This is a genomic window from Rhodothermus bifroesti (genome assembly GCF_017908595.1).
GTDB classification, from domain to species: Bacteria; Bacteroidota; Rhodothermia; order Rhodothermales; family Rhodothermaceae; genus Rhodothermus; species Rhodothermus bifroesti.
Genome location: NZ_JAGKTL010000003.1, coordinates 14,578 through 37,693 on the forward strand (window position 1 = coordinate 14,578; position 23,116 = coordinate 37,693).

Below are 23,116 nucleotides of genomic sequence, written 5' to 3' on the forward strand. Positions count from 1 at the left end.
TTTAAAGCAGGCGCTCAGGGTGCTGGCGTAGGTAGCGGCTCCAGTCGGAGGTGCGGCGATGCAGGTGGGTATGGCAACGGTGTTGCCAGTGGCAGACGGCTACTGCTAGGGCATCGGAGGCATCCAAGGACAACGTAGCGGGCAAGTCTAGCAAGGCCTGTATCATAAACCGCACCTGCTCTTTAGTAGCGTTACCTTGGCCGGTTAAGGCTTTCTTGACTTCCTTAGGGGTGTACTCCGTTACGGGAAGTTGGCGTACCAAGACAGCCAGCATGGCTGCGGCCTGCGCCCGTCCTAGTTTAAGCATAGACTGGGGATTGCGGCCGTAGACGGGCATTTCCAAGGCGCATTCGTCTGGGTGGTAGCGTTCAACCAGCGCGCCTATGGCCTCAAAAAGCCGAAGCAGGCGAAGGGGATGAGTTGCGTGCTCATCTAAGTGCACTACGCCTACCTCCAGCACGCGCGCGCGTTCGTCGACCACCTCCAGCACGCCGTAGCCTGTGTGGCGCGAGCCCGGATCGATGCCCAGCAAAATCAGGGGACTGTTGGGGTTAGGCGATGGCGGCAAGGGTAGCCTCGTCGAAGTTCAACGTAGTATAGAGATTCTGCACGTCTTGATGCGCTTCTAAGGCTTCAAGCAGCGCTATCACTTTTTTGGCCTCTTCAGGCGGCAAGGTGACCGTGGTTGTCGGAATGCGTTCGAGCTCGGCTGCTTTAGGTTCAATACCGGCCTGCCGGAGGGCTTCGAGTACGGAGGCAAACGTTTCGACCGGCGTGGTCACCACGAACGTATCTTCGTCACGCGTAAGATCTTCGGCGCCAGCTTCGGCCACCAACTCAAAGAGCGCAAGCTCATCGTGCCCTTCAGCAGGAATTTCGATGACGCCCTTGCGCTCAAACAAATAGGCTACCGAGCCAGGCTGTCCTAGGCTGCCGCCTGCTTTGCTGAACAAGTGCCGCAGCTCCGAAACCGTGCGGTTGGTGTTGTCGGTTAGCGCCTCGATAAAGATCGCCACGCCCCCTGGTGCATAGCCTTCGTAGGTGACTTCTACGTATTCTTCCCCTTGGATTTCGCCCGTGCCACGTTTAATAGCACGTTCGATATTTTCCTTGGGCATGTTTTCCGCCCGGGCTTTTTCGATAGCATGGGCTAGGCGTGGGTTCAAATCTGGGTCCCCACCGCCTTCTCGGGCGGCTAGCGTGATGTCGCGGGAAAGCCGCGCCCAGACTTTGGACTTACGGGCATCGACAACGGCTTTCTGTCGTTTGACCTTCGACCACTTATTGTGTCCTGCCATATGTCTATACGCGGAAAAAGCTGCTTGTCCATAGAAAAAACGCAGCCAGCGCACTTTTGGGTTCCCGATCCGGGATCAGGCAGCGTTGGCTTGGGCTGTTGGATCATAGGCCAGTTGGGGCGCTAGCCATCGTTCGACCTCTTCGACGGACATGCCTTTGCGCCGAGCATAATCTTCGATTTGGTCCATGCCCAGATGTCCTACGTTGAAGTAGGATGCTTCGGGATGGGCCAAGTAGTAGCCGCATACTGAAGCAGCTGGATGCATGGCCAAGTGTTCGGTCAGCCGAATGCCGGTGTGGCGTTCAGCGTCGAGCAGGGCCCAAAGCGTCCACTTTTCTGTGTGGTCAGGGCAGGCCGGGTAGCCGGGAGCTGGACGAATCCCACGGTAGCGTTCGGCGATGAGCGCTTCGTTGGTGAGTCGCTCGTCGGGGGCATAGCCCCATAGCTCACGCCGGACGCGTTCATGAAGCAGCTCCGCAAACGCTTCGGCCAAGCGATCGGCTAGCGCTTTGGCCAGGATGGCTTGATAGTCATCGTGGGCGCGCTCGAACCGATCGACCAGCTCTTCTAGTCCATGGCCAGCAGTTACAGCAAAGGCCCCGATGTAATCTTGGCGACCGCTTTCTACAGGTGCTACGTAGTCTGCCAAAGCGCGGTTAGGTTGACCGGAGCGTTTGGGCGTTTGCTGGCGCAAGAAATGGAGCACGGCCTGCACTTCGCTTCGCGCCTCGTCTGTAAAGACCAGCACGTCATCTCCCTGGCTATTGGCGGGAAAGAGTCCCACTACACCATGCGCTTCAAGCCAACCCTGCTCAATGATTTCGTCTAGCAGTCGGTTGGCATCGGCAAACAGGCGTCGGGCCTCAGCGCCTTTTTCTGGATCGTCCAGGATGCGGGGATACTTGCCCCGCAGTTCCCAAGCCTGGAAGAACGGCGTCCAGTCGATGTAGCGTCGGATTTCGGCCAATGGGAAGTTGCGCATGATGGTCAGGCCCAAGTGTTTGGGCCGTGTGATGGGTACGGCTGACCAATCGCAGGTAAAGCGGTTAGCGCGGGCTTCTTCGATGGTTAGGAGACGTTCGTTTGTGCGGCGACTGTGTCGTTGGCGGAGCGCTTCGTACTCCCGGCGGATGTCTTCCACGAAAGCACTTCGACGGAGGGGGTCGGTTAATGCACTCGCAGCGGGCACAGCCCGAGAGGCATCAAGCACATGCACCACAGGTGCATGGTAGCAGGGAGCAATCTTTAGGGCTGTGTGCAACTTTGAGGTTGTGGCTCCCCCAATAAGCAGAGGTGTGTCGAAGCCGGCACGCTCCAGTTCGCGGGCTACATGTACCATCTCGTCAAGACTGGGCGTGATCAGACCACTTAGGCCAATCAGGTCTACCTGGTGGTGACGTGCCTCCTCGAGAATGCGGTCGGCAGGCACCATCACGCCCAGATCGATTACTTCAAAGCCATTGCACTGGAGTACGACACCCACGATGTTTTTGCCGATGTCGTGCACATCGCCTTTGACTGTGGCCAGCAGAATGCGGGCTCTAGGACGCACATCCCCCAAGCGCTGCTTTTCGGCCTCCAGATAAGGCACCAGGTAGGCCACCGCCTTTTTCATCACGCGTGCACTTTTGACGACCTGCGGCAGAAACATCTTACCGGCGCCAAACAGCTCGCCTACAACGTTCATGCCGTCCATAAGCGGCCCTTCGATCACAGCCAACGGCGAGCCGTACTTTTGACGCGCTTCCTCAACGTCTTCCTCGATAAATTCCGTGATACCTTTGACGAGGGCGTGGCGTAGGCGGGCTTCGACAGGTTCTTGGCGCCAGGCTAACGTTGCTGCTTCAGCTGCGTCGTTTGTTTGTTGCGTGAGCGTTTCGGCCAGTGCAATAAGCCGTTCGGTAGCATCTGGGCGCCGATCAAAGAGTACGTCTTCAATGCGTGCGCGCAGCTCGGGATCGATCGCTTCATAAATGCCAAGCTGCGCAGGATTGACAATGCCCATATCCATTCCGGCCTGCACGGCGTGATAGAGAAACACCGTATGCATGGCCTGGCGCACCGTTTCATTCCCGCGAAACGAGAACGACAGGTTTGAAATGCCGCCCGAAACACGGGCGTAAGGTAGGTTCGCTTTAATCCAACGCGTGGCTTCCAGAAAGTCGATGGCATATCGATTATGCTCAGGAATGCCGGTTGCCACGGCGTAGATGTTCGGATCAAAAATAATGTCCTCCGGCGGGAAGCCAACCTCTTGAGTCAGAATGCGGTAGGCACGCTGGCAGATGGCTATGCGACGCTGGAGCGTGTCGGCTTGTCCTTGCTCGTCGAAGGCCATGACGATGAGGGCTGCCCCATATTGGCGCACGCGACGGGCGCGTTCTTTGAACACTTCTTCTCCGTCTTTAAGCGAAAGCGAGTTGACAATCCCCTTGCCTTGTAGACACTTGAGCCCGGCTTCAAGCACTTCCCACCTTGAAGAATCGATTACAACCGGCACGCGTGCGATCTCGGGTTCGGCCGAGATCAGATGCAAAAACGTGGTCATAGCCTGCACGCTGTCGAGCAAGGCTTCGTCCATGTTCACGTCGATCATCTGCGCGCCGTTTTCGATTTGCTCACGCGCCACATCGAGGGCTTCTTCGTAACGGCCTTCGCGGATGAGTCGGGCAAAGCGACGGGAGCCGGTGACGTTTGTGCGTTCGCCGATGTTGACAAAGTTTAACTCGGGCCGAAACACAAGGGGCTCTAGCCCTGCAAGGCGCAGCGTGCGGGGCACCTCGGGAATGCGGCGGGGTGGGAGACCCTCTAGGGCTTCGGCAATGGCCCGAATGTGTTCTGGGGTTGTGCCGCAGCAGCCGCCGGCCAAGTTGAGCCAGCCCTCGCGGGCATAGTCGGCAAGCTGCGCTGCCATGTAGTCGGGTGTTTCTTTATACTGGCCAAGCGCGTCGGGTAGGCCTGCATTGGGATAAAGGCTGGTAAAGACGGTAGCCGTTCGGGCCAGTTCCTCGATGAAGGGGCGCATTTGGCCAGAACCAAGTGCGCAGTTGAGGCCGACCGATAGGAGGTGGGGCATGTGTGCGATGGAGATCCAAAACGCCTCGGGCGTCTGGCCCGACAGCGTGCGGCCGCTTTGGTCGACAATCGTGCCTGAGACCATCACAGGGACGGCCTGGCCACGCGTCTGAAACGCTTCTTGAATCGCAAACAGGGCCGCTTTGCAGTTGAGTGTGTCAAAAACGGTCTCGACAAGCAAAACGTCGACACCTCCATCAAGCAGCCCACGTACCTGTTCGCGGTAGGCGGCTACCATCTCGTCGAAGGTGACGGCGCGGTAGGCGGGGTTGTTGACGTCGGGTGAAATCGAGAGCGTCTTGTTGGTGGGACCAATAGCACCTGCCACAAAGCGAGGGCGTTCAGGGGTGCGTCGCGTGTATGCTGCGGCAGCTTCGCGGGCTAGGCGGGCTGCTGCAACGTTGAGCTCATAGACGAGGTGCTCCAGGCCATAGTCGGCTTGGGAAAGAGCATTAGCATTGAAGGTATTGGTTTCAATGAGGTCGGCACCGGCCTCAAGATAGGCGCAGTGGATGTCGCGGATGAGCTCGGGCTGCGTTAGAACCAGCAAGTCGTTATTTCCCCGAAGGGGCTTGGGGTGATCGGCAAAGCGCGCTCCCCGAAAGGCTTCCTCCGAGAGCTGGTGACGCTGGATCATGGTCCCCATGGCCCCGTCGAGGATTAAAATGCGCTGTTGCAGCAACCGGGCAAGCTCGTGCATAAAACAGGGCAGATTTGTTCAAACAAAAAATCGTACGTGCATCACACGGCCGCTTCTGAGGCATGTTCCAATGACGCCACCCGTCAACTTCCCACAGCCTGCTGCCGGAGGGCTTGGCGCTTCCGCTCGTGTGGATCGAGATAGCGTTTGCGTAGGCGGATGGCTTTAGGGGTTACTTCAATCAGCTCGTCTTCGCGGATGAACTCGATGGCTGCTTCGAGAGAAAGCTTGCGAGGCGGCACCAGCTTTTCAAAGCCTTCGGCCGTCGAAGCGCGCATGTTGGTGAGTTTCTTCTCGCGGGTGATGTTGACTTCCAGGTCGCCTTCCCGGCAGTGCTCGCCCACAATCATGCCCGTATAGACTTCATCGCCAGGTTCAACAAACAGCTCGCCGCGTTCCTGAAGGTTCAGCATAGCATACGCTGTTACGCGTCCCGGTCGGTCGGCCACCAGGGTGCCGGTGGCTCGATGCGTGATAGGGCCTGCCCAGGGGCGGTAGCCGTCAAAGAGATGATGGAGCAGTCCGGTCCCCTTGGTGTCGGTCAGGAATTCGCTTCGATAGCCGATGAGGCCGCGGGCGGGCATCTCGAACTCGAGCCGAACGCGCCCGGTGCCATGGTTAATCATTTTGACCAGCACGCCACGCCGCATGCCTAGCTTTTGGACCACAACGCCCATGTATTCCTCTGGCACGTCAATCAGCACGCGCTCGTAGGGTTCATGCAGCTTACCGTCGATCTGGCGCGTGAGCACACGCGGCTGGCCCACTGCAAGCTCATAGCCTTCACGACGCATCTGCTCGATCAGGATCGCTAATTGCAGCTCGCCCCGACCGTAGACAAGGAAAGCATCGGGCGAATCGGTTTCTTCCACACGGATTGCCAGGTTGTTTTCAGCCTCTCGGAGCAGGCGTTCACGCAGGTGGCGGGAAGTCACGTACTGGCCTTCACGACCGGCAAAGGGGCTGTCGTTGATCCGAAACTCCATTGAGAGTGTCGGCTCGTCAACATGCAGGGGCGGTAGCGGCTTGGGATTATGGGCATCCGTGATGGATTCGCCCAATCCAATACCCTGCATGCCGGCTACAGCCACAATGGCTCCAGGCCCAGCCCATTCAATTTCGACGCGCTGCAGTCCCTCAAACTCGAAGAGCGCATTTACCACCGCAGGCGTCTGGCGGCCGTCACGGTGGCAGAGCAGTACGCGCTGACGGTTTTGGAGCTTGCCCTGCACGATACGTCCAATGGCCAGCGGTCCACGGTAAGGATCGGGCTGCACATGGGTAACCAGCATCTGGAGGGGCGCATCAGGATCACCCTGGGGCGGTGGAATATGGGTGAGGATGGCTTCAAAAAGCGGGCGCAGGTCCGTCAGCGGAGCCTCAGGGTCAAGGGTGCAGCGCCCTTCTTTGGCTATGGTGTAGAGGACAGGAAAGTCCAGCTGCGCTTCGGTAGCATCCAGATCGATAAACAGATCGTAGATCTCGTCGAGCACCTGGCGCGGACGGGCATCTTGGCGGTCAATTTTGTTGATCACTACAATCGCCGGAAGCCCCAGGGCCAGGGCTTTTGAGAGCACAAATCGTGTCTGCGGCAATGGGCCTTCGGCGGCATCGACCAGGAGCATGATGCCATCGACCATAGCTAGCGTGCGCTCGACCTCACCACCAAAGTCGGCGTGGCCAGGCGTATCGACAATGTTGATCTTAACGCCTGCATACCAGATGGCCGTGTTTTTGGCCATAATCGTAATCCCCTTCTCGCGCTCCAAATCAAGCGAGTCGAGCACGCGTTCCTGGACCTCCTGGTTGGCGCGGAAAATACCGCTTTGCCAGAGCATGGCATCGACCAGTGTCGTTTTGCCATGGTCGACGTGAGCTACGATAGCGATATTGCGCAGCGGATAACCCATGTGGCCATTGGACATTACTTCCCAACAAGGACTTGACGGTTAACGTGAGCCCCTTACTTGCGCCTATGCTCAAGAAAGGTTCCACCTGCTGCAATACTTCGCAAATTGTGGCGCTTGCTCTCAGAAGGGCTGCGCTCTGCGCGTGCGATACCGCTAGTGTTCTAGGTGGCTTAGTGCTGCCCTTCGGGGGTTGGCGGCAGGGTTTGTAGAAAGGCCCAGAGTGCCCGGATTTCAACGTCTGTCATCTGCGAGGTAAACCGGACGGGCATGTACTGCAGGTTGAGGGTTGAGCCATCAGGGCGTTTTCCTTCCCGCAACGCGCGGAAGAAGTCGGTTTCAGTCCAGGTGCCCAAACCTGTGGCTGGATCGGGTGTCAGGTTGGCAGCGGGAGGCCACTCTGGTGGCGCCCCAGGAATGGGGCCACCGCTAAAGCCATGGCCATGGCAGCCGCTACAAGAGGTGGCTAGGTAAGCACCATAAGCAGCTGTAGGCTCAGGAGTCATGGTAGGCGGATGGGGTGCGCTATGGTTAATCAACCGCGCTGTAAGCAGCAGTGGAAAGTTTCCTTGGAGGTGTAGTAGGCGGCCTAAAGGCCCAATGCGGATAGGGATCGTGGGTCGGTCAACTGGAGGTAAATGCCTCACGTAGGCTATGAGGGCCGTTAGGTCTTCATCGCTAAGCTGGTTAAACTCAACAGCCGGCATGAAACGCAGCGGTTTGCCGTCGTTGCGGACACCGTGCCGAACAGCGCGTTCCCAGTCCGCTACAGTGAGTACTGCGCCGCGACCGCCGCGCGTTAGGTTAGGACCAGCATAACGCCCCATCATAGGATCATCGATAAAGATCTGCCCGCCAAAGTCGGCACCATGACAGTCGCTGCATCCCCGAATTGTAGCCACATGTCGCCCGTGCGCTAGGGTGGCCGAGTCGGCGCGCAGCGTAAGATGGACCTCATGCAGCGTGTAGGATTGGCGTAGATGTAAGGAAGTGATCAAATAAACAGCGCTTAATCCCATTAACAATAACCCAACCAATACGCCAACCCCTCCGCCCAATAGATACAGGGTGCGTGCCATAAGCGTCCGTCCGTTATAGTTTGAGGCAACCCCTGCCTGGCTAAGACCAAACTGAAAGGCTCAAGGGACAAAGGCGATCAACACGAGACCTTCGTGCTTGACCTTAGGACTTGCCAAGCACAACATTTCTAAAATAAAACCTAGCATCATCTGTTTACCCAATGATTTTAGCTTAAAATAAAATGGAAATAACAACTTATTTCTTTAGATCAAATGAGCAATTTGGATTAGTCCTGTTTGTGCCGATACCTTTGAGGCACGATAACGTGAGCCGTCCATGACGCATATTCTTGTAGCGCTGCTGCTCCTAGCCCAGCAGGGCCCAGGGGAAGAACTCGATGATCCAGAGCTGGCTCGACGCATTCGCCATGGAGATCAGCAGGCCTTCCGGCTGTTTTTCGAGCGCTATCACGCGTTTCTGTTGCGCTATCTAGAGCGTATGGGGTTGCCCGTTGAGGTAGCCGAAGACGTTGTGCAGCAGGCTTTTGTGATGATATGGGAGCGGCGGGCGCAGATCGATCCCACGCGGTCGCTGCGGGCTTTCTTGTTTCGGATTGGACACAATCGTGCCTTGAATTATTTCCGAGATACTCGGAGGCTGATTTCTGTAACCACCGTGCCTGAAATGGCCGATCCGGGGTGCTCTGCGGAGCAGCAGGCCGACGCCTTTTGGCTTGAGCAGCGCCTGCAGGCCGCCATTGCGCGGCTTCCGGCGCGACAACGGGCTGTTTTTGAGCTCTGCTTTTTGCAGGACCTTACCTACCGTGAAGCAGCCGAAGTACTGGGCATTCGCCCTAAAACCGTAGAAAATCACATGGCGCAGGCCCTTCGGCAGCTTCGGGAAGCGCTGGCCGCTTTCTTGTGATCCTGGGATAGGGGAAAACGGCCAGTGCTGTGTATAGCAGGTAGCAACAGACCAGCCTGTTGTATCGGGTAAACTTGTAACAAGGAGGTGTACTATGAAACGCTTCCAGAGCGGACTGGCACTGCTACTGCTGGTGTCGCTGGCAGCTTGTGATGTGCTGCAGCACACAGATACCCAAACGCTGAGCGACGAAGAAGCCGCAACGGTTGCTACCATTGTGGCGCAGTCTCTAGCCGATCAGAGCGACGGACTAGTGACGGATTTTTACGAAGCAACGGCGACGTTTGACCGTAGCGGCATGTACTACATGGGTGGTGCGGCAGGTAAAGACGGCGCGTTGGTTCAGGATCCTCGGCCTTGGCGGGGTATGCGTCGCAACTTCCAGCTCAGCTACGACTCGACTACGGGTGTGCACACCCTTTCGTTTCTGCATGAGGTTGATCACCCTGTCTTTCATAAGTCGATAGAAGCGCGGCTGCAGTACATTTTCAAAGACACAGCAGGGCAGTTTATTGCCCGGCCGCGCGCTGAGGCCGACCGCATCGCCACGATCGACTTCGAGGGCTACCGCCGAGGCGAAGTGTCGCAGCAGACGCCTGCAGGCAATAGGCGCAGCTCGTCCTTCGAGCGGCGGGCAACTTGGCACGTTGAAGGCCTCGAGGCCGAAAGCGACACGATCCTGTTTATGGGTGAGCAAACCTATTCGGGCACGTTCCACTTGATCAACGTACAGGGCCGGGAAGTCGAGCGCGTATTTTCTGGCCAACTGGTGACCGATGGCCCCATTAAGATCGCTAAGCCTACCACAAACGAGGCATTGGAATACCGGGCCTACGGCACCTTGGCTTATCAACTGCAGCTTGTGATGCGGGTAAACGGGCGTGAGCAAACGCGCACTGTAGAGGGGACGATCGAGCTCAATGGCGACGGATCGGCGCTGCTTCGCTTTTTCGGCACGCGGCAAGCCTACCGCATCGTGCTAGGTACTGGTGAGGTTGAGCCGCTTTCTTAAAGCTTCCGGGACGGGCATCACCCCCCCAAACCAATTTTGCGATGAATCGTGAGGCTACATTAGCGCAACGTATTGGGCAGCTTCGAGAGGCAGGTCGGCCTTTAGCGTCTGATCCGGAGCTGGCAGCAGATCCGCTGATGCAGGTGCTGCTACGGTTTCAGGCTAGGCAAGTGCCTAAGGTCGAAGTAGCACGGCAAGAGCGCATTTGGCAGCAGGTGGTGCGCCGTATGCAGCGACCGGCAGCTGACCGACTACCACGTGTGGGCTTCAGGCGTCGCCGCATGATTTGGCGTTGGGCGCTTAGCGTAGCGATGGTGCTTCTGGCAGTAGGGCTGGGCTGGTGGTTGTCTGCAGGACGCAAGGCGGAGCCGGTGCTGGTAGCTTCGGCCGAAACAGCGATGCAGGCCTATAGGGCTCCAGATGGTTCGCGCGTCACGCTTCGCCCGCACTCAAGACTGTATCAAGTGGTAGCTTCGGAAACGGTGCTGCACTACCGGCTAGAGGGTGAGGCGTTTTTCGAGGTAGTGCCTCGTCCCGAGCGTCGCTTTCAGGTGGAGGCTGGTCCGGTGCATGTAACCGTACTCGGCACACGGTTTAACGTACGCACCTGGGGAGGCGTTGAAGTCTTTCTAGAAGCCGGAAGGCTTGAGCTGCAAGGGCCAAGGGGGCAGCGGCAGGTGCTGACAGCAGGCCAGCGCGTCCGCCTAACCGCTAATGGACGCCTCACAGCACCGGAGCGGGCTTCCGCTGAAGTGTACCTGGACTGGCTACAAGGGCGATTGACGTTTGCGCAGCAGCCAGCTGCTCAAGTTGTCACTGAGTTGGCTTACCACTTTGGCGTGCAGATTACGTTGCCCGAGCCGTATGCAGCCCAGACGCTCAGCGGTACGTTGTTGCTAGAGGATCTGGAACAAGCTTTGCAGGACTTGGGTCGCGTCTTGGGTGGTCACTTTGTCGCGGTTGCACCAGCGCATTATCGCTTTGAAGCTGATGGGGATCGTTAAGCCTGGGCTTGCTTTAAGCGGATTTTTACTGATAGCCCTTGGGGTGCAGGCGCAACCAGTGAGGTACCACGAAGCACCGCTGCGCCAGGTGCTCGAGGAGGTGGCCGAGCGCACCGGATATGCCGTGCTTTACCGCGATGCCCTGGTCGAAGGGCGCACGATCTCGCTACAGACTACCTCGGCAAAGCTGATTGAAGCGTTGGCCGATGCCCTAGCTGAGCAGGGGTTAAAGCTAGAAATCGATCCCAACCGCCGGCAACTGCTGGTAACAGAAGCTCGGAGGCGGATCGTTACCCTAAGTGGCGAGGTGCGTGATGCACGAAGTGGAGCGCCTTTACCCTATGCCACCGTTGCCTGGCATGCAGATGCAGCACTTCAGGGCACAATGGCCGACGCCGAGGGCCGGTTCCGCGCTATGCTCACGGTACCAGAAAGGCAGGATACGCTGCGGCTGCGGGTATCGTACGTAGGCTACGTGCCACAGACCGTGACCGTAGGGATACGAGAAAAAGCTATTGTAGTACGCCTGGTGCCGGAGGAAAAAGCCCTGCCCGCTGTGGTGGTTATCGGAAGCGCAAGTCGGTTGGATGGGGTCGATACCAGCTGGCAGCGGCTCATTCGACCCGAGCGCTTTGCGCCCTTTGGCGAACCTGGAGCAACACGGGCACTCCAGGCCCTGCCTGCTGTTGGCTTAACTATTGGCCTGACCAACGGGCTCAACGTACGTGGCAGCCAAACCGACGGATTTCAGCTTCTGCTCGATGGCATGCCTATCTATCACCCCACCCATCTTTTTGGATTATTTGATGCCTTTAATGCCGATGCACTTGAGGCGGTTGGATTCTACTACGACGTGGCGCCCGTGGTCTATGCCGCACCACCTGGGGGAACCTTGGCCTTTGCCACACGCGCTGGAAGCCGGGATCGGCTTCATGCCACGGCAGGCCTGAGCAACGTAGCTGGCAGGCTTTTGCTCGAAGGGCCTCTGCCTGGCCAGCAAGGCAGCTGGCTTGTTGCCGGCCGCCATGCACTGATCGGATGGCTCGACTGGCCAGGGAATGCCAAGCTGCTCGCCTATGGCTTGGATGTAGCCCGCCCAACCAGCCCTTTGCCTTCCCAGGCTGTCGACCTGGAAGCGCGTCTGCTAGAGCGCGGACCAGTGGCCGGCGCTTTTTATGATCTGCATGGCAGCCTGCTGCTCGACGAAGCACGCTGGCGCCTTCGATTGAGCGGCTATGCAGGAGCCGATGAGGCGCAGCAGCAAGCCTATCGGCTTATGCCCGATTGGAGTCTGGCAGGTCCCTTAAGTAGCACTCCTCGCTGGCAACCCGTGGCTACGCGCCAAAGCTGGGCTAACCGTGCTTTAAGCCTGCAAGCTTCTTACTGGCTTTCAAGCAGCTTGCGGCTGCACACCACGTTAGGCATGGCAGCCTACCAGAGCACCTATGCCAAAGACGATTTTCTGTATACCCTCTCAGGGGGCAGCTTGCAAAAATTTTTTCGACGTTTAGCACCTTTCGCATATCGTAACGCATTGCATGAAGGGCGCTGGGAACAGGCGGTGGACCTTGGGCAACAGGCTGGCATTTGGACCCTAGGCGCTGCGCTACAGGTGGTTTCGCTTTCGTACACAGAAAGCTCTGCACTACGCCTTAAGCCCTTTGTAGTCAAGCAGCATGTGCTCAACATAGACGGCTTTGGACAATATGAAGGCACGCCTCATCCATGGGTTAAGCTACTGAGTGGCGTGCGGCTGCATACCTTTGCAACCGGTGCACAACTGCGGCTATCCCCACGCGTGCATCTGACGCTGCATCCCTATGGGTTTTGGTCTGTAGGCGTAGCGCTTAGCCGCAACTATCAATTTCTCCACCGCCTGGCTTTCCGAAATACAAACAGCACAGGCGTCTGGCTTTTGACAGAATCCAAGCAGCCACCTACCGCGGTCGACAACCTAAGCCTGGGCATGCAGCTCCGCCCTGGGAAAACGCGTTTTTCGCTAGATGCCTATGCACGGTATCTAAAGCATCTCTGGCAGCATGAGGTAGAGGTTCCCGTCTATCTTGTTACGCGCGACCGAGAAACAGCTATGCCCTGGCTGACCGACGTCGAGGCCCAAGCCCATGGCCTGGAAGTGTTGCTGCTACAACCCTTAGGGCCTTTGGAGGCTACGTTAGGCTATTCCTTAGCCCGCATCCAAATGCGCCATCCTGCAATCCTCAATGGGGCTTGGTATCCTGCCCCTTGGGATCGTCGGCATCAGCTTCGCGCATATCTAGATGTGCCCCTTTGGTCCGGGGGCGCACTCGCGTTGGCCTGGTTTGCCGCTTCTGGAGCACCAAATACCGAAAGCTTTACCGATCCAGCCCAGCCTAAACGGCTGGGACCCTATTATCGCTTGGACTTGACGCTCTTCAGTCGCCACGCTGCTGGACCCGCAACACTTGAAGTGCGCCTGGGCGTGTTTAACCTCTTCGATCGGGCTAATCCTTGGTACCGTGAACCCATGCTGGTGCTAACCGGACCGCGCTTGCCCCGACGCTTCGACTTTGTGCCGGTCGATGTGTATGACCTGGGCCGCCAAGCTTCGATTGACTTTACCCTTCGCTTTTAAGCCGCATCGATCACGGCAATTCCCGCAAGTAGTCTAAAAAGGCTAGCTTTTAAAAAACTTGTTTCACCGACGATAAACAAACAAAGAAATTTTGTGCTTTTGCTGTCGCCTGGTATGCTGAACTCGATCGTGTCGCGCTGGATGCTTTATGGGACGTTGTGGATGGTAGCTGTGGGCTCAGGGTATGCCCAGGATGCTCCACTGCCTGAAGACCTGACAACGCTGGGTCCAGAAGAATTGTTAGCGCTGGAGCTCATTCCTATCGATGTCCTAGGAGCCCATATTCATCCTAAGGGGGTTTGGATGGCGGGATATCGCTTTGGGTCTATGCACATGAAACCTGCGCATGGCCTTCACGATCGCGCCTATGCGTTAGAGCCCAAAGCGATGCACACAGGTATGCATATGGTAGAGGCGATGTACGGCATAACGGACCGTCTGACCTTGGCAGCAATGCTGAGCTACCAGCGCAGCATCCTACGCCTGCAAACGACAGAAGGCATGCGTTATAGAATCACGGCTTCTGGGCTGGGGGATGTGCAGATAGCGCTCCACTATGCGCTTCGCGCCAGCATGGTACATTATCTGACAAGCTTTGCAGGGCTTTCTTTGCCAGTGGGCAGGGTTAATCTATGGAGCGACAGGCTGCCGCGACCGCTTCCCTACGCCATGCGACCGGGTTCAGGTACCTGGGATATGCTCATAGGACTTGCCAGCATCCATCGCCTAAAGGACTGGAATCTAGGGGTACATGGAGATGCCTTATGGCGTATCGGTAAAAACACCTACGGCTATCGTCTTGGGCACCGGATACATGCCGGCGCTTGGGCTACCTATCGGCTATGGTCTTGGCTGGCCTTTACAATGCATGTAGATGGCCATCTCTTAGGTGACGTAAGTGGCCGGGATGCACGCTTGGATCCCCACGTGAGCCCAATGGACGACCCGGCGCTTCAAGGCGACCGTCACGTAATGGTTCAGCCCAGCATCAACATCTACCTTCCTAAAGGACCGCTACGGGGTATGCGATGGGCGCTTCACCTAGATTTGCCGCTAAAGGTATGGCACGAAACTGCCGCGATGGAGATGCATCGGCAATGGATCTTGGCTTTACAATGGGCATGGTAAGGCAACAGTTTATTGCCTGTGCCTTGTTTATAGGCATCCTTGTGGGCCCTGTGCTTCCGCAGGAAGCACCTTCATGGGAAGTGCGGGCTTACCGCATTAAGGCTGCTTTCCTGTACCATTTTGCACAGTTTAGCAGCTGGCCAGAGGACGTTTTTACAGGGCCCCAGGCGCCGTTGCGGCTGTGCATCCTCGGAGAGGATCCTTTTGGTGAGGCACTCCAGCAACTGGAAGGGAAAACGGTACGAAACCGTCCGCTGGAGATTGTGCACCTCGCAGCAGGTGCCTCGGCGTTGACATGCCATGTTGTTTTTATGGGACGCATGCCTGATGCTGTGCTACGGGAGACGCTATCGCAATTGCAAGGGCGACCTGTGTTGAGCATAGGCGAGCAGGAAGCGTTTTTGAAGCAGGGTGGCATCATTCGGCTATTTACGCATAAAAACAGGGTTCAATTTGAGATCAATTTGGCAGCCCTACACCGGTCAGGATTGCAGCTTAGCTCGCGGGTAATTCGGCTAGCGCAGCTGTACAAAGAAAAGTAACGCCATGAAGCTGCTAGACCATTGCTCCTTGAGAGCCCAGCTTATTGGGATTGTGCTTGTGACCTGCGCGGCCATCTTATTCGTAAATGCCGGGCTATTTGCCCTCTATGACCTAGCACAGTTTCGGCAGGCAAAGGAAAACGAGCTGTCTGTCTTAGCCCAGGTGATTGGTGAGCACAGCGTGGCAGCTTTGGTGTTTCAAGATGCAGAAGCTGCTACAGCTTCACTGGAAGGGTTGCGCACCATTCCTTACGTGCAGCTAGCTGTACTGTACACCCTATCTGGGCAGCCCTTTGCCTGGTATTTACCCGGGGAATTGCGCTCAGGCTTGCCTGCGCGTGTCCCAGAGCCGGGATACCGAGAGGGGGTGTTGCACTACGTGGCGCCGGTGTACTGGGATGGACAGCCTCAGGGCTATGTTTATCTGGCGGCTTCGCTTGCGGACTGGCGCGACCGTGTGCGGAATTATGCCACAATAGGAAGCATAGTATTGTTGTTTTCGTTGGGGATAGGGTTCCTGTTACTCTCCCTGTTGCAACAGCGGGTAAGCCGGCCGCTGGCCCAACTGGCTGATGCCTCGCAACAGGTAGCAACCTCCTACGACTACACCATTCGCGTGCCTGTTGAAGGTCCTCAGGAGCTGCAGAAGCTGGCCGCAGCGTTTAACGAAATGCTCAAGCGGGTGCAGGAACACCAGGCAGTGCTTGTTGCCGCTAAGGAAGCAGCTGAGGAAATGTCTCGCCTAAAGAGCACGTTTCTCGCCAACCTGAACCACGAAATTCGCACTCCACTGGCCGGCATTTTGGGATATGCTCAGATTCTGCAAGAAGTGCTTGAGAACCCAGAGCAGCGCGAAATGGCCCAGATTATTGAACAAAGTGGCCGAAGGCTATTAGATACGCTGGATGCGCTGCTTTACTTGGCCTGTTTAGAGGCTGGTACCGTTCGGGTGCAACATCAACCCCTGGACGTAGTCGCTGCCACGCAGCAGGTTGTGGCCGAGCTCCTTCCTATGGCTCAGGCGAAAGGCCTAACGTGTACTGTGCACAGCACGGCGCCCCAGCTTGAGTTCTGCGTTGATGCTGGGCTTTGGGAGCGCCTGGTTAAAAGCCTGGTGCACAATGCGATTAAGTTCACGCAGGCAGGCTATGTTCGGGTTTTGCTGGATAGCGATGAAACGACCGCGCAGCTTCAGGTCATCGATACTGGGATTGGTATTCCTGAAGAAGCGCAAAGCATGATCTTTGAGGCATTTAAGCAGGTTTCGGAGGGGCTAACGCGCGACTATGAAGGTAGTGGCTTAGGCTTAGCGATTGTGCAGCGGATTGTACGGCTGCTGGGCGGCCAAATCTATGTGGAAAGCCAGCCAGGCGTAGGAAGCATATTTACGGTTATTCTTCCGCGTTGCCGTGAAGTGGAAGAGGTCAAACCGCTGTCGGCCTCTGCTATAGTGGGCCGCACCTAAGCGCCCTGCTCGCGTAGGGCTAGGCGAATGAGCTCTTCGGCCGATTGCAGTCCAGGGTGCTCGCGCAGCACTTTGCGCAGGCTGCGTTCGGCTGCGGCTCGCGGAAGGCCCAAGGCTTCCAGTGCAGCCAAGGCGTCAGCTCGGGCTTGGGTGCGCACGTCGTCTGCACCAACTGGTGCTAGCTCCGCTACGTCCAGCAAAGCCAATCGATCCCGCAGTTCTACAATCAGGCGTTCAGCCGTTCGGGGGCCTACGCTTGGGATGCGCGTGAGGGCCTGTTTATCTCCTGCGAGGATAGCTTCGCGAAGTTGGGCAGGAGGGAACGTAGAGAGCGCCGCCAGGGCTAGGCGGGGGCCGACGCCTGTTACGCTGAGCATGACCTCAAACAATGCGCGCTCAGCTTCTGTGGCAAAGCCGAACAGCATCACCGCGTCTTCCCGCAGGTAGAGATGGGTTAACAGGTGCACCTGTGCTCCCACTTCAGGCAGCACCTCATAGGTCGACGTAGGGATGAGGAGGCGATAGCCAATGCCCTGCACGTCGACCACGACTTCGGTAAGCTTCTTGGTAGCTAATTTGCCTGAAATGTAGGTAATCATGGGGTGCGTTCAGGCTGGGTTTGCAACGCAGCAGCATGGTTGCGTCGCACTTCTTCCAGTACGGCCCGGTTCCAGTGCATCACAATGGGCAAGCGGCGCCCGATGCCAAAGGCTTTGCCAGTGACCCGCAAGCCTGGGGGGACCTGACGGCGCTTGTACTCGTTGCGGTCGACGCGGCGCAAAATATCGGCTACCAGGGTGCGGTCAAGTCCAGTTGCCGCTACGATCTCATCCACTTCTTCTCGGTATTCGATGTAGCGCTGAAGGATAACGTCCAGCACTTCGTAGGGCGGAAGCGTATCGGTATCTTTCTGGCCTGGGCGCAATTCAGCCGAAGGAGGTTTGGTCAGGGTGCGTTGGGGGATGAGCTCGCGGCCTGCCCGCGCATTGATATAATAGGCCAGTCGATAGACCTGCGTTTTGTATACGTCGGCCAGCACAGCCAGGCCCCCGTTGGTGTCGCCATAGAGCGTAACATAGCCAACAGCCATTTCGCTTTTGTTTCCTGTGGAGAGCAGCAAATAGCCAAACTTATTCGATAAAGCCATAAGCGTTAGGCCGCGCACGCGTGCTTGGATGTTTTCTTCGGTTACGTCTTCGGGCAAATCGTCAAAGACCGGATGTAGCATGGTGCGGAATGCTTCAACAGCAGGCATGATGGGGATGACGTGAAATGCGATCCCCAAGTTTTCCGCAAGTTGACGAGCATCTTCGACCGATTCTGGTGAGGAATATTTCGAGGGCATGGCTACACCCACTACGCGCTCAGGACCTAGGGCAGTGACAGCAAGTGCGCAGGTGACCGCTGAATCGATACCCCCTGAGAGTCCCAGCACGACTTTAGAAAAAGCGCCTGTTTTGAAAAAATAATCCCGCAGGCCTAGGACCAAGGCATCGTGCAAGTCTTCAATGTCCGTGCGGTTGCGTACGTAAGCTGCGTAAGAAGCCTCGGTATCCCAAATCAGCAAGGTTTCTTGGAACGAAGGGGCACAGCACCAGAGCGTTCCATCGGGGGCATGGACGCGACTGTCGCCATCGAAAATCAGTTCAGTGTTGGCCCCCACCTGGTTGACGTATACAAACGGCACGTGGTGTTTGCGGCAGATTCCTGCGATGAGGCGGTTGCGCAACGCGTGTTTGCCGATGGAAAATGGTGAAGCACTGATATTCACGAAAAGGTCAATGCCCTGAGCGGCGAGTTCATCGATGGGATTTTCTTCGTAGAGGTGGTAAGGTGCCCAGTCCTCATTATTCCACATATCCTCGCAGATGTGCAGCCCTAAGCGCAGACCACGCCAGTGGATTACCGGTTGAGGAGGGGCAGGCTCAAAGTAGCGATACTCGTCAAACACGTCATAGGTGGGCAGCAGCCGTTTGGCTACTTTAGCTACAATGCGGCCGCCTTCCAGAAGCAGCGCTGCGTTAAACAGGCGTTTGCCCACAGGGCTTTCATTAGGCACTGGGGCGCCGACGATGACGCCCAGCGCGGATGGCACCTCTAGCGCGACGGTCTCGACCGTGTGAGCGACAGCCTCAATGAAAGCGGGCATGTCGAGCAAATCCTGCGGCGGATAGCCCGAGATGCACATCTCTGGAAAAATGACCAGCTCGGCGCCTTGTTGATAGGCTTGGTGCGCGTAGTGGACGATCTTGCGCCGGTTGCCTTGCAGGTCGCCGACGATGGGGTTAATCTGAGCCAGCGCAATCTTCATAGATCGGTTTCATGCAAACCACAACCGCTGCACACGCCGCAGCTGCTTGTTGCGTTCCCGCGCTATAGTGCGCGCTGGGCTGGGATAGCCTCCAGCTCAGCCATAAGGCGAGGCAAGTCGTCGGTGCTGGCCAAGACATGAGCGGCACCGCGCTCGCGCAGCAGCGCAGCGTGTTGGGATAGGTCCAGATACGGTGGAACGACCCCAATGGGGATCAACCCAGCTGCTTGGGCGGCTTCCATGTCGTCGACCGAATCCCCTACGTATACAGCCCTTTCGGGAGCCACAGGCAATCCGGCTGCTTCTAACATGGCCAGTGCCCGTTGTAAAGGAAAGGGATCGGGTTTGCCGCGCCCATCCTGATGCTCCATCGCTACCAGCAGCGGAAAGTAGGGGCGCCATCCAAAGCGTTCCAGTGTCCAGCGGGCTTCGGCCTCTGGCCTACCGGTTACGATACCTAAGATATACCCTTGACGACGGAGTTGGGCTAAGGTCTGCGTGCCTACCAATGGGGGTTCTTGGGCAATAAAGCCATCCCAGTGCTCGCCGCGATAGCGCCGTTGAAATTCAGCGACAACGCGGCTTAGCGGAACCTGTATGCCAAGATCGAGAATCAGCGTATGCGTTAGCTTCCAGTCGTTGTTAAAACCCCCAGCGTTTTTATAGCGCTGAATTGTAGCGGGCGTGATTTTGTGGCCGGTGAAGTGTTCTACGGTTTCTTCAATGGCGCGCCGATAGGAACGGGACACATCGACCAGCACGCCGTCTAGGTCAAACAAAACAGCCTTTATGAGGGGGGGCATACGCCTTTGGGATTTTGCATCAGACCAAAACACGCCTAAGATAAATTAAAAAAGGTATGGAAGCGCTTTTTGTAGAGAATTTAAAAAGAGGCTTCCTGCGTGATAGGGAAGCCTCTTTTTTTGTCTAGCGTCGGCTTAGGAGTTCATCGTGATCAGAAACTCGTCGTTGCTCCGCGTACCGCGCATCTTTTCAAGGAGGAAGGTCATGGCTTCGATCGCGTCCATGTCGGCCAGGATCTTCCGGAGTAGCCAGATGCGCTGCAGTTTAGCTTCGGGAATGAGCAGTTCTTCGCGGCGCGTACCCGATTTAATCAGATGGATTGCTGGGAAGATGCGGCGATCGGCCAGTTGCCGGTCGAGCACCAGTTCCATGTTGCCCGTTCCCTTGAATTCTTCAAAGATGACTTCGTCCATGCGGCTGCCTGTTTCAATGAGCGCTGTGCCAATGATGGTCAGGGAGCCGCCTTCTTCGACGTTTCGGGCTGCGCCAAAGAAGCGTTTAGGCCCACGCAGTGCTCCAGCCTCAATACCGCCCGAGAGCGTTTTGCCTGTGCTAGGAGCTACGGCGTTGTGTGCCCGTGCCAGTCGCGTGATTGAGTCCAGCAAAATTACCACATCCTGCTTAGCTTCCACCAGGCGTTTGGCTTTCTCGAGCACGATGTCGGCTACTTCGACGTGGCGCTCGGGATCCTGGTCGAAAGTGGACGAGATCACTTCGGCCTTGACGTTGCGCTCCATGTCGGTTACTTCTTCTGGCCGCTCGTCGACCAGGAGGATGATCAGATAGACTTCGGGATGGTTGGCCGTGATGGCATTAGCGATTTTTTGGAGCAGGATGGTTTTGCCGGTTTTGGGTGGGGCTACGATAAGGCCGCGTTGCCCTTTGCCGATCGGCGCAAACAAGTCTAGAATGCGCGTGCTGTACTCGTTAGGCGTGGTTTCCAGGCGCAGCTGTTCGGTGGGGTAGAGCGGCGTTAAATAGTCAAAGCTTTGCCGCTCTTCCATTTCGCTGGGGGGGCGGTTATTGACTTTGTGCACCTGGATAAGCGCAAAGAAACGCTCACCCTCTTTAGGAGGACGTACCAGGCCTTCGATGGTATCGCCCAGACGCAAGCTAAAGCGCTTGATTTGCGAAGGCGAGACGTAGATGTCGTCGGGACTAGGCAAGTAGTTATACTCCGAAGAGCGCAAGAAGCCGTAGCCATCGGGCATGACTTCAAGCACACCGCTTTTGACAATCATGCCCTCGAGCTCGGTCTTGCTCGGGTCGTAGGTGGCCATGTATTCAGGCCGCCCTTCGTAGATACGCCGTCGCCGCTCGTCGCGCTCTGTGCGTCGCGTTTCGGTCCAGTTATTTCGGCGGGGACGGCGCTCGCGCCACTGGCGCCGGTCCTCACGGTAAAGGTCCGTGCGTTCGGCAGCAGCAGCTTCAGTTTCCTCATCTGGGGTATCGACCGCCTCTTCGGCTATTTCTGACGGGGCTAGGGGAGGCTCACTCGAAGTCCCATCTGAAGCTTCAGCCTCTAGGTCTGCTTGAGGCGGGGTTGCGGTTTCTGCGGTCGTGGTTTCTGCAGGTGAAGTTGCCGCAGGGCTCCGGCGGGAAGTTCCGTTGGGACGTCCTGCTTCGGCTTCTGCCTGGGCCTCTAGAATACGATAAATCAAATCCTGTTTGCGAAGCGTGGAATACCCCGTAAGGCCCAGCGCGCGTGCTAGTTCACGCAATTCGCCAATCTTTTTGGCCTGTAGCTCTGAGATTTTCATGCAAGGAAAAGCGGTTTACCTAATGCTTGGGCAGTTATGTGTGGTGTTATTGCGCCTATTGCTTTGGAGGGCTTAACAAGCGTGGCCGTTCTCTCAAGAAGGGCAGACCAGCAAACGCTGGGATCCGCACGACCACCATAAGCAAAATAGAAAGTTTTTGGGCAAAATCAACAGGAAATCTTGCGTATTTCGGCAAAATTTAACGTGGTACAAGGCTTAAAGCCGCAGCTTTCGACTCCCAAAGACTTGCCGGAAGACCGGCTACGACCTGATGGGAGCCTGTGATGAGCACGGCATCGGTAGGCTGCAAATGCTGTTGTAGCAACGCCCAGCCTTCTAAGACGGTTCCCGCCCCGAGAACGTGCCCACCGGCTTGGTGCACTAGGTCAACAAGGGCGTTTGCTGGCCAAGCCCGATGGCTTTCCAAAGCGACGACATAAACGGCAAAACCAGCAGCAACCAATTGGTGGGCCATGGTGGCAGCATCTTTGTCACGCAAGGCGCCCCAAAGCGCATACCGCTGGCCTGCGATAGGATATTGCGCAAGCGTGGCTAAGACAGACGCCAGGCCGTCCGGATTGTGGGCAACGTCGGCCACAACCAAGGGACAGGTACGCAGCACGTCAAAGCGGCCCCGCAGGCCACTCAGCCGGCACACATCGCGTAAGCCTTCCGTCACTGCTGTGGGGTGATGTGCAACTTCGGGCAGCACCAGCTCGGCTGCTCGCAACGCTAAAAGGGCGTTGGCGACTTGATGTCGTCCCGGCAGTCCTATCTGCAACCCTTCGTAATGGCGCAGCGGCGTATGCACGTTCAGGTGTGTGAGGGGTGGCGCCTCGCTGACGAGTTCGTAGCGCACTTCATCCCAGAGCAAGTGATAAGGCGCCCCGTGGGCTGCAGCGACTTCGCGCACTACGGCCTGCACTTCGGGCTGAAGGGCCGAGGTAAGCACGGGAATACCCGGCTTGATAATGCCTGCTTTTTCACGGGCAATGGCCACTACCGTGTCGCCCAGCAGGTCGGTATGGTCTAGCCCAATCGAAGTAATGATGGCTAGCCGCGGCAGAAGCACGTTGGTCGCATCAAGCCGTCCCCCCAACCCTACCTCTACAACAGCCAGCGCTACCTGTTGCTCGGCAAAGTACAAAAAACTCAAAGCGACGGTCGCTTCAAAGAAACTAGGGCGCACTTGCTCGAAAAGATCGCGATAGCGGACCACGGCCGCTTTCAGCCATGTTATGGGTGCAGGCTGGCCATCAACGCGCATGCGTTCGGTAACTTGCCATAGATGGGGTGATGTGTGCAGACCTACCCGATAGCCAGCCGACCGTGCAATGGCTGCTAGAAATGAGGCCGTAGAGCCTTTTCCATTGGTGCCGGCAATATGCACGCTAGGGTAAGCCTGGTGCGGCTGCCCCATCGCTTCAAGCAAAACCCGAATACGTTCTAGCCCCGGCTGATAGGCATCAGCGCCTTGGTCCGCAAACCGAGGTAAAGCCTGCAGATAAGACAGCGGATCCATAAAACCTTTCTACAAGATGTTGTTGCAA

General features: G+C 57.0%; 17 protein-coding genes. 7 read left to right on the forward strand and 10 right to left on the reverse strand.

Annotated features, from left to right (window positions below; translation table 11 throughout):
• Window position 1: 1 nt before the first annotated feature.
• The 5 genes from ruvC to J8E65_RS06975 form a co-directional block, all read right to left on the reverse strand.
• Window positions 2-568 carry a crossover junction endodeoxyribonuclease RuvC gene (ruvC, locus tag J8E65_RS06955; protein WP_210374994.1) on the reverse strand — a complete coding sequence of 189 codons (567 nt, stop codon included), beginning with the start codon at window positions 566-568 and terminating at the stop codon, window positions 2-4.
• Window positions 552-1,298 carry a YebC/PmpR family DNA-binding transcriptional regulator gene (locus J8E65_RS06960; protein ID WP_210374996.1) on the reverse strand — a complete coding sequence of 249 codons (747 nt, stop codon included), beginning with the start codon at window positions 1,296-1,298 and terminating at the stop codon, window positions 552-554. The genes ruvC and J8E65_RS06960 overlap by 17 nt, the downstream gene beginning before the upstream one ends.
• A gap of 75 nt (window positions 1,299-1,373) precedes the next feature.
• Window positions 1,374-5,075, reverse strand: coding sequence for a methionine synthase (gene metH / locus J8E65_RS06965; RefSeq protein WP_210374998.1), 3,702 nt, complete (start codon window positions 5,073-5,075; stop codon window positions 1,374-1,376).
• An 83-nt stretch (window positions 5,076-5,158) separates the two neighbouring features.
• Window positions 5,159-6,985 carry a translational GTPase TypA gene (typA, locus tag J8E65_RS06970; RefSeq protein WP_210375000.1) on the reverse strand — a complete coding sequence of 609 codons (1,827 nt, stop codon included), beginning with the start codon at window positions 6,983-6,985 and terminating at the stop codon, window positions 5,159-5,161.
• 170 nt (window positions 6,986-7,155) lie between these two features.
• The gene (locus J8E65_RS06975) at window positions 7,156-8,061 is read right to left on the reverse strand and encodes a c-type cytochrome (protein WP_210375002.1); all 906 of its coding nucleotides are present in this window, start codon (window positions 8,059-8,061) and stop codon (window positions 7,156-7,158) included.
• Window positions 8,062-8,338: 277 nt separating this feature from the next.
• Here J8E65_RS06975 and J8E65_RS06980 point away from each other — a divergent pair, with 277 nt between their 5' ends.
• From J8E65_RS06980 to J8E65_RS07010, 7 genes are all read left to right on the forward strand, one after another.
• On the forward strand, window positions 8,339-8,926 hold the full coding sequence (locus tag J8E65_RS06980) for an RNA polymerase sigma factor (RefSeq protein ID WP_210375003.1): 588 nt from the start codon (window positions 8,339-8,341) through the stop codon (window positions 8,924-8,926).
• A 94-nt stretch (window positions 8,927-9,020) separates the two neighbouring features.
• Window positions 9,021-9,938 carry a hypothetical protein gene (locus tag J8E65_RS06985; protein ID WP_210375005.1) on the forward strand — a complete coding sequence of 306 codons (918 nt, stop codon included), beginning with the start codon at window positions 9,021-9,023 and terminating at the stop codon, window positions 9,936-9,938.
• 41 nt (window positions 9,939-9,979) lie between these two features.
• A complete protein-coding gene (locus J8E65_RS06990; protein WP_210375007.1) occupies window positions 9,980-10,942 on the forward strand; it encodes a FecR family protein in 963 nt (320 codons plus the stop codon).
• Window positions 10,929-13,556 (forward strand): TonB-dependent receptor, encoded by a 2,628-nt coding sequence (locus tag J8E65_RS06995; RefSeq protein WP_210375008.1) that lies wholly within the window; start codon window positions 10,929-10,931, stop codon window positions 13,554-13,556. The genes J8E65_RS06990 and J8E65_RS06995 overlap by 14 nt, the downstream gene beginning before the upstream one ends.
• Before the next feature lie 114 nt (window positions 13,557-13,670).
• A complete protein-coding gene (locus tag J8E65_RS07000) occupies window positions 13,671-14,684 on the forward strand; it encodes a hypothetical protein (RefSeq protein ID WP_210375010.1) in 1,014 nt (337 codons plus the stop codon).
• Complete coding sequence (locus J8E65_RS07005) at window positions 14,618-15,226, forward strand: TOL_0243 family YfiR-like periplasmic protein (protein ID WP_237181763.1); 609 nt, start codon at window positions 14,618-14,620, stop codon at window positions 15,224-15,226. The genes J8E65_RS07000 and J8E65_RS07005 overlap by 67 nt, the downstream gene beginning before the upstream one ends.
• A gap of 4 nt (window positions 15,227-15,230) precedes the next feature.
• A complete protein-coding gene (locus tag J8E65_RS07010; protein ID WP_210375012.1) occupies window positions 15,231-16,691 on the forward strand; it encodes a sensor histidine kinase in 1,461 nt (486 codons plus the stop codon).
• Here J8E65_RS07010 and ruvA read toward each other — a convergent pair.
• The 5 genes from ruvA to J8E65_RS07035 all read right to left on the reverse strand — a co-directional run bounded on the left by ruvA (window position 16,688) and on the right by J8E65_RS07035 (window position 23,088).
• A complete protein-coding gene (gene ruvA, locus J8E65_RS07015) occupies window positions 16,688-17,290 on the reverse strand; it encodes a Holliday junction branch migration protein RuvA (RefSeq protein WP_210375014.1) in 603 nt (200 codons plus the stop codon). The two genes, J8E65_RS07010 and ruvA, sit on opposite strands and share 4 nt — an antisense overlap.
• Complete coding sequence (locus J8E65_RS07020; RefSeq protein WP_210375016.1) at window positions 17,287-19,002, reverse strand: NAD+ synthase; 1,716 nt, start codon at window positions 19,000-19,002, stop codon at window positions 17,287-17,289. Before J8E65_RS07020 ends, ruvA begins: the two co-directional genes overlap by 4 nt.
• Window positions 19,003-19,064: 62 nt before the next feature.
• Complete coding sequence (locus tag J8E65_RS07025) at window positions 19,065-19,805, reverse strand: TIGR01548 family HAD-type hydrolase (protein WP_210375018.1); 741 nt, start codon at window positions 19,803-19,805, stop codon at window positions 19,065-19,067.
• Between the two features lie 135 nt (window positions 19,806-19,940).
• Window positions 19,941-21,566: a transcription termination factor Rho gene (gene rho, locus J8E65_RS07030; RefSeq protein ID WP_210375020.1), complete on the reverse strand. Its 1,626-nt coding sequence runs from the start codon at window positions 21,564-21,566 to the stop codon at window positions 19,941-19,943.
• 199 nt (window positions 21,567-21,765) lie between these two features.
• On the reverse strand, window positions 21,766-23,088 hold the full coding sequence (locus J8E65_RS07035; RefSeq protein WP_210375022.1) for a bifunctional folylpolyglutamate synthase/dihydrofolate synthase: 1,323 nt from the start codon (window positions 23,086-23,088) through the stop codon (window positions 21,766-21,768).
• Window positions 23,089-23,116 lie beyond the last annotated feature (28 nt).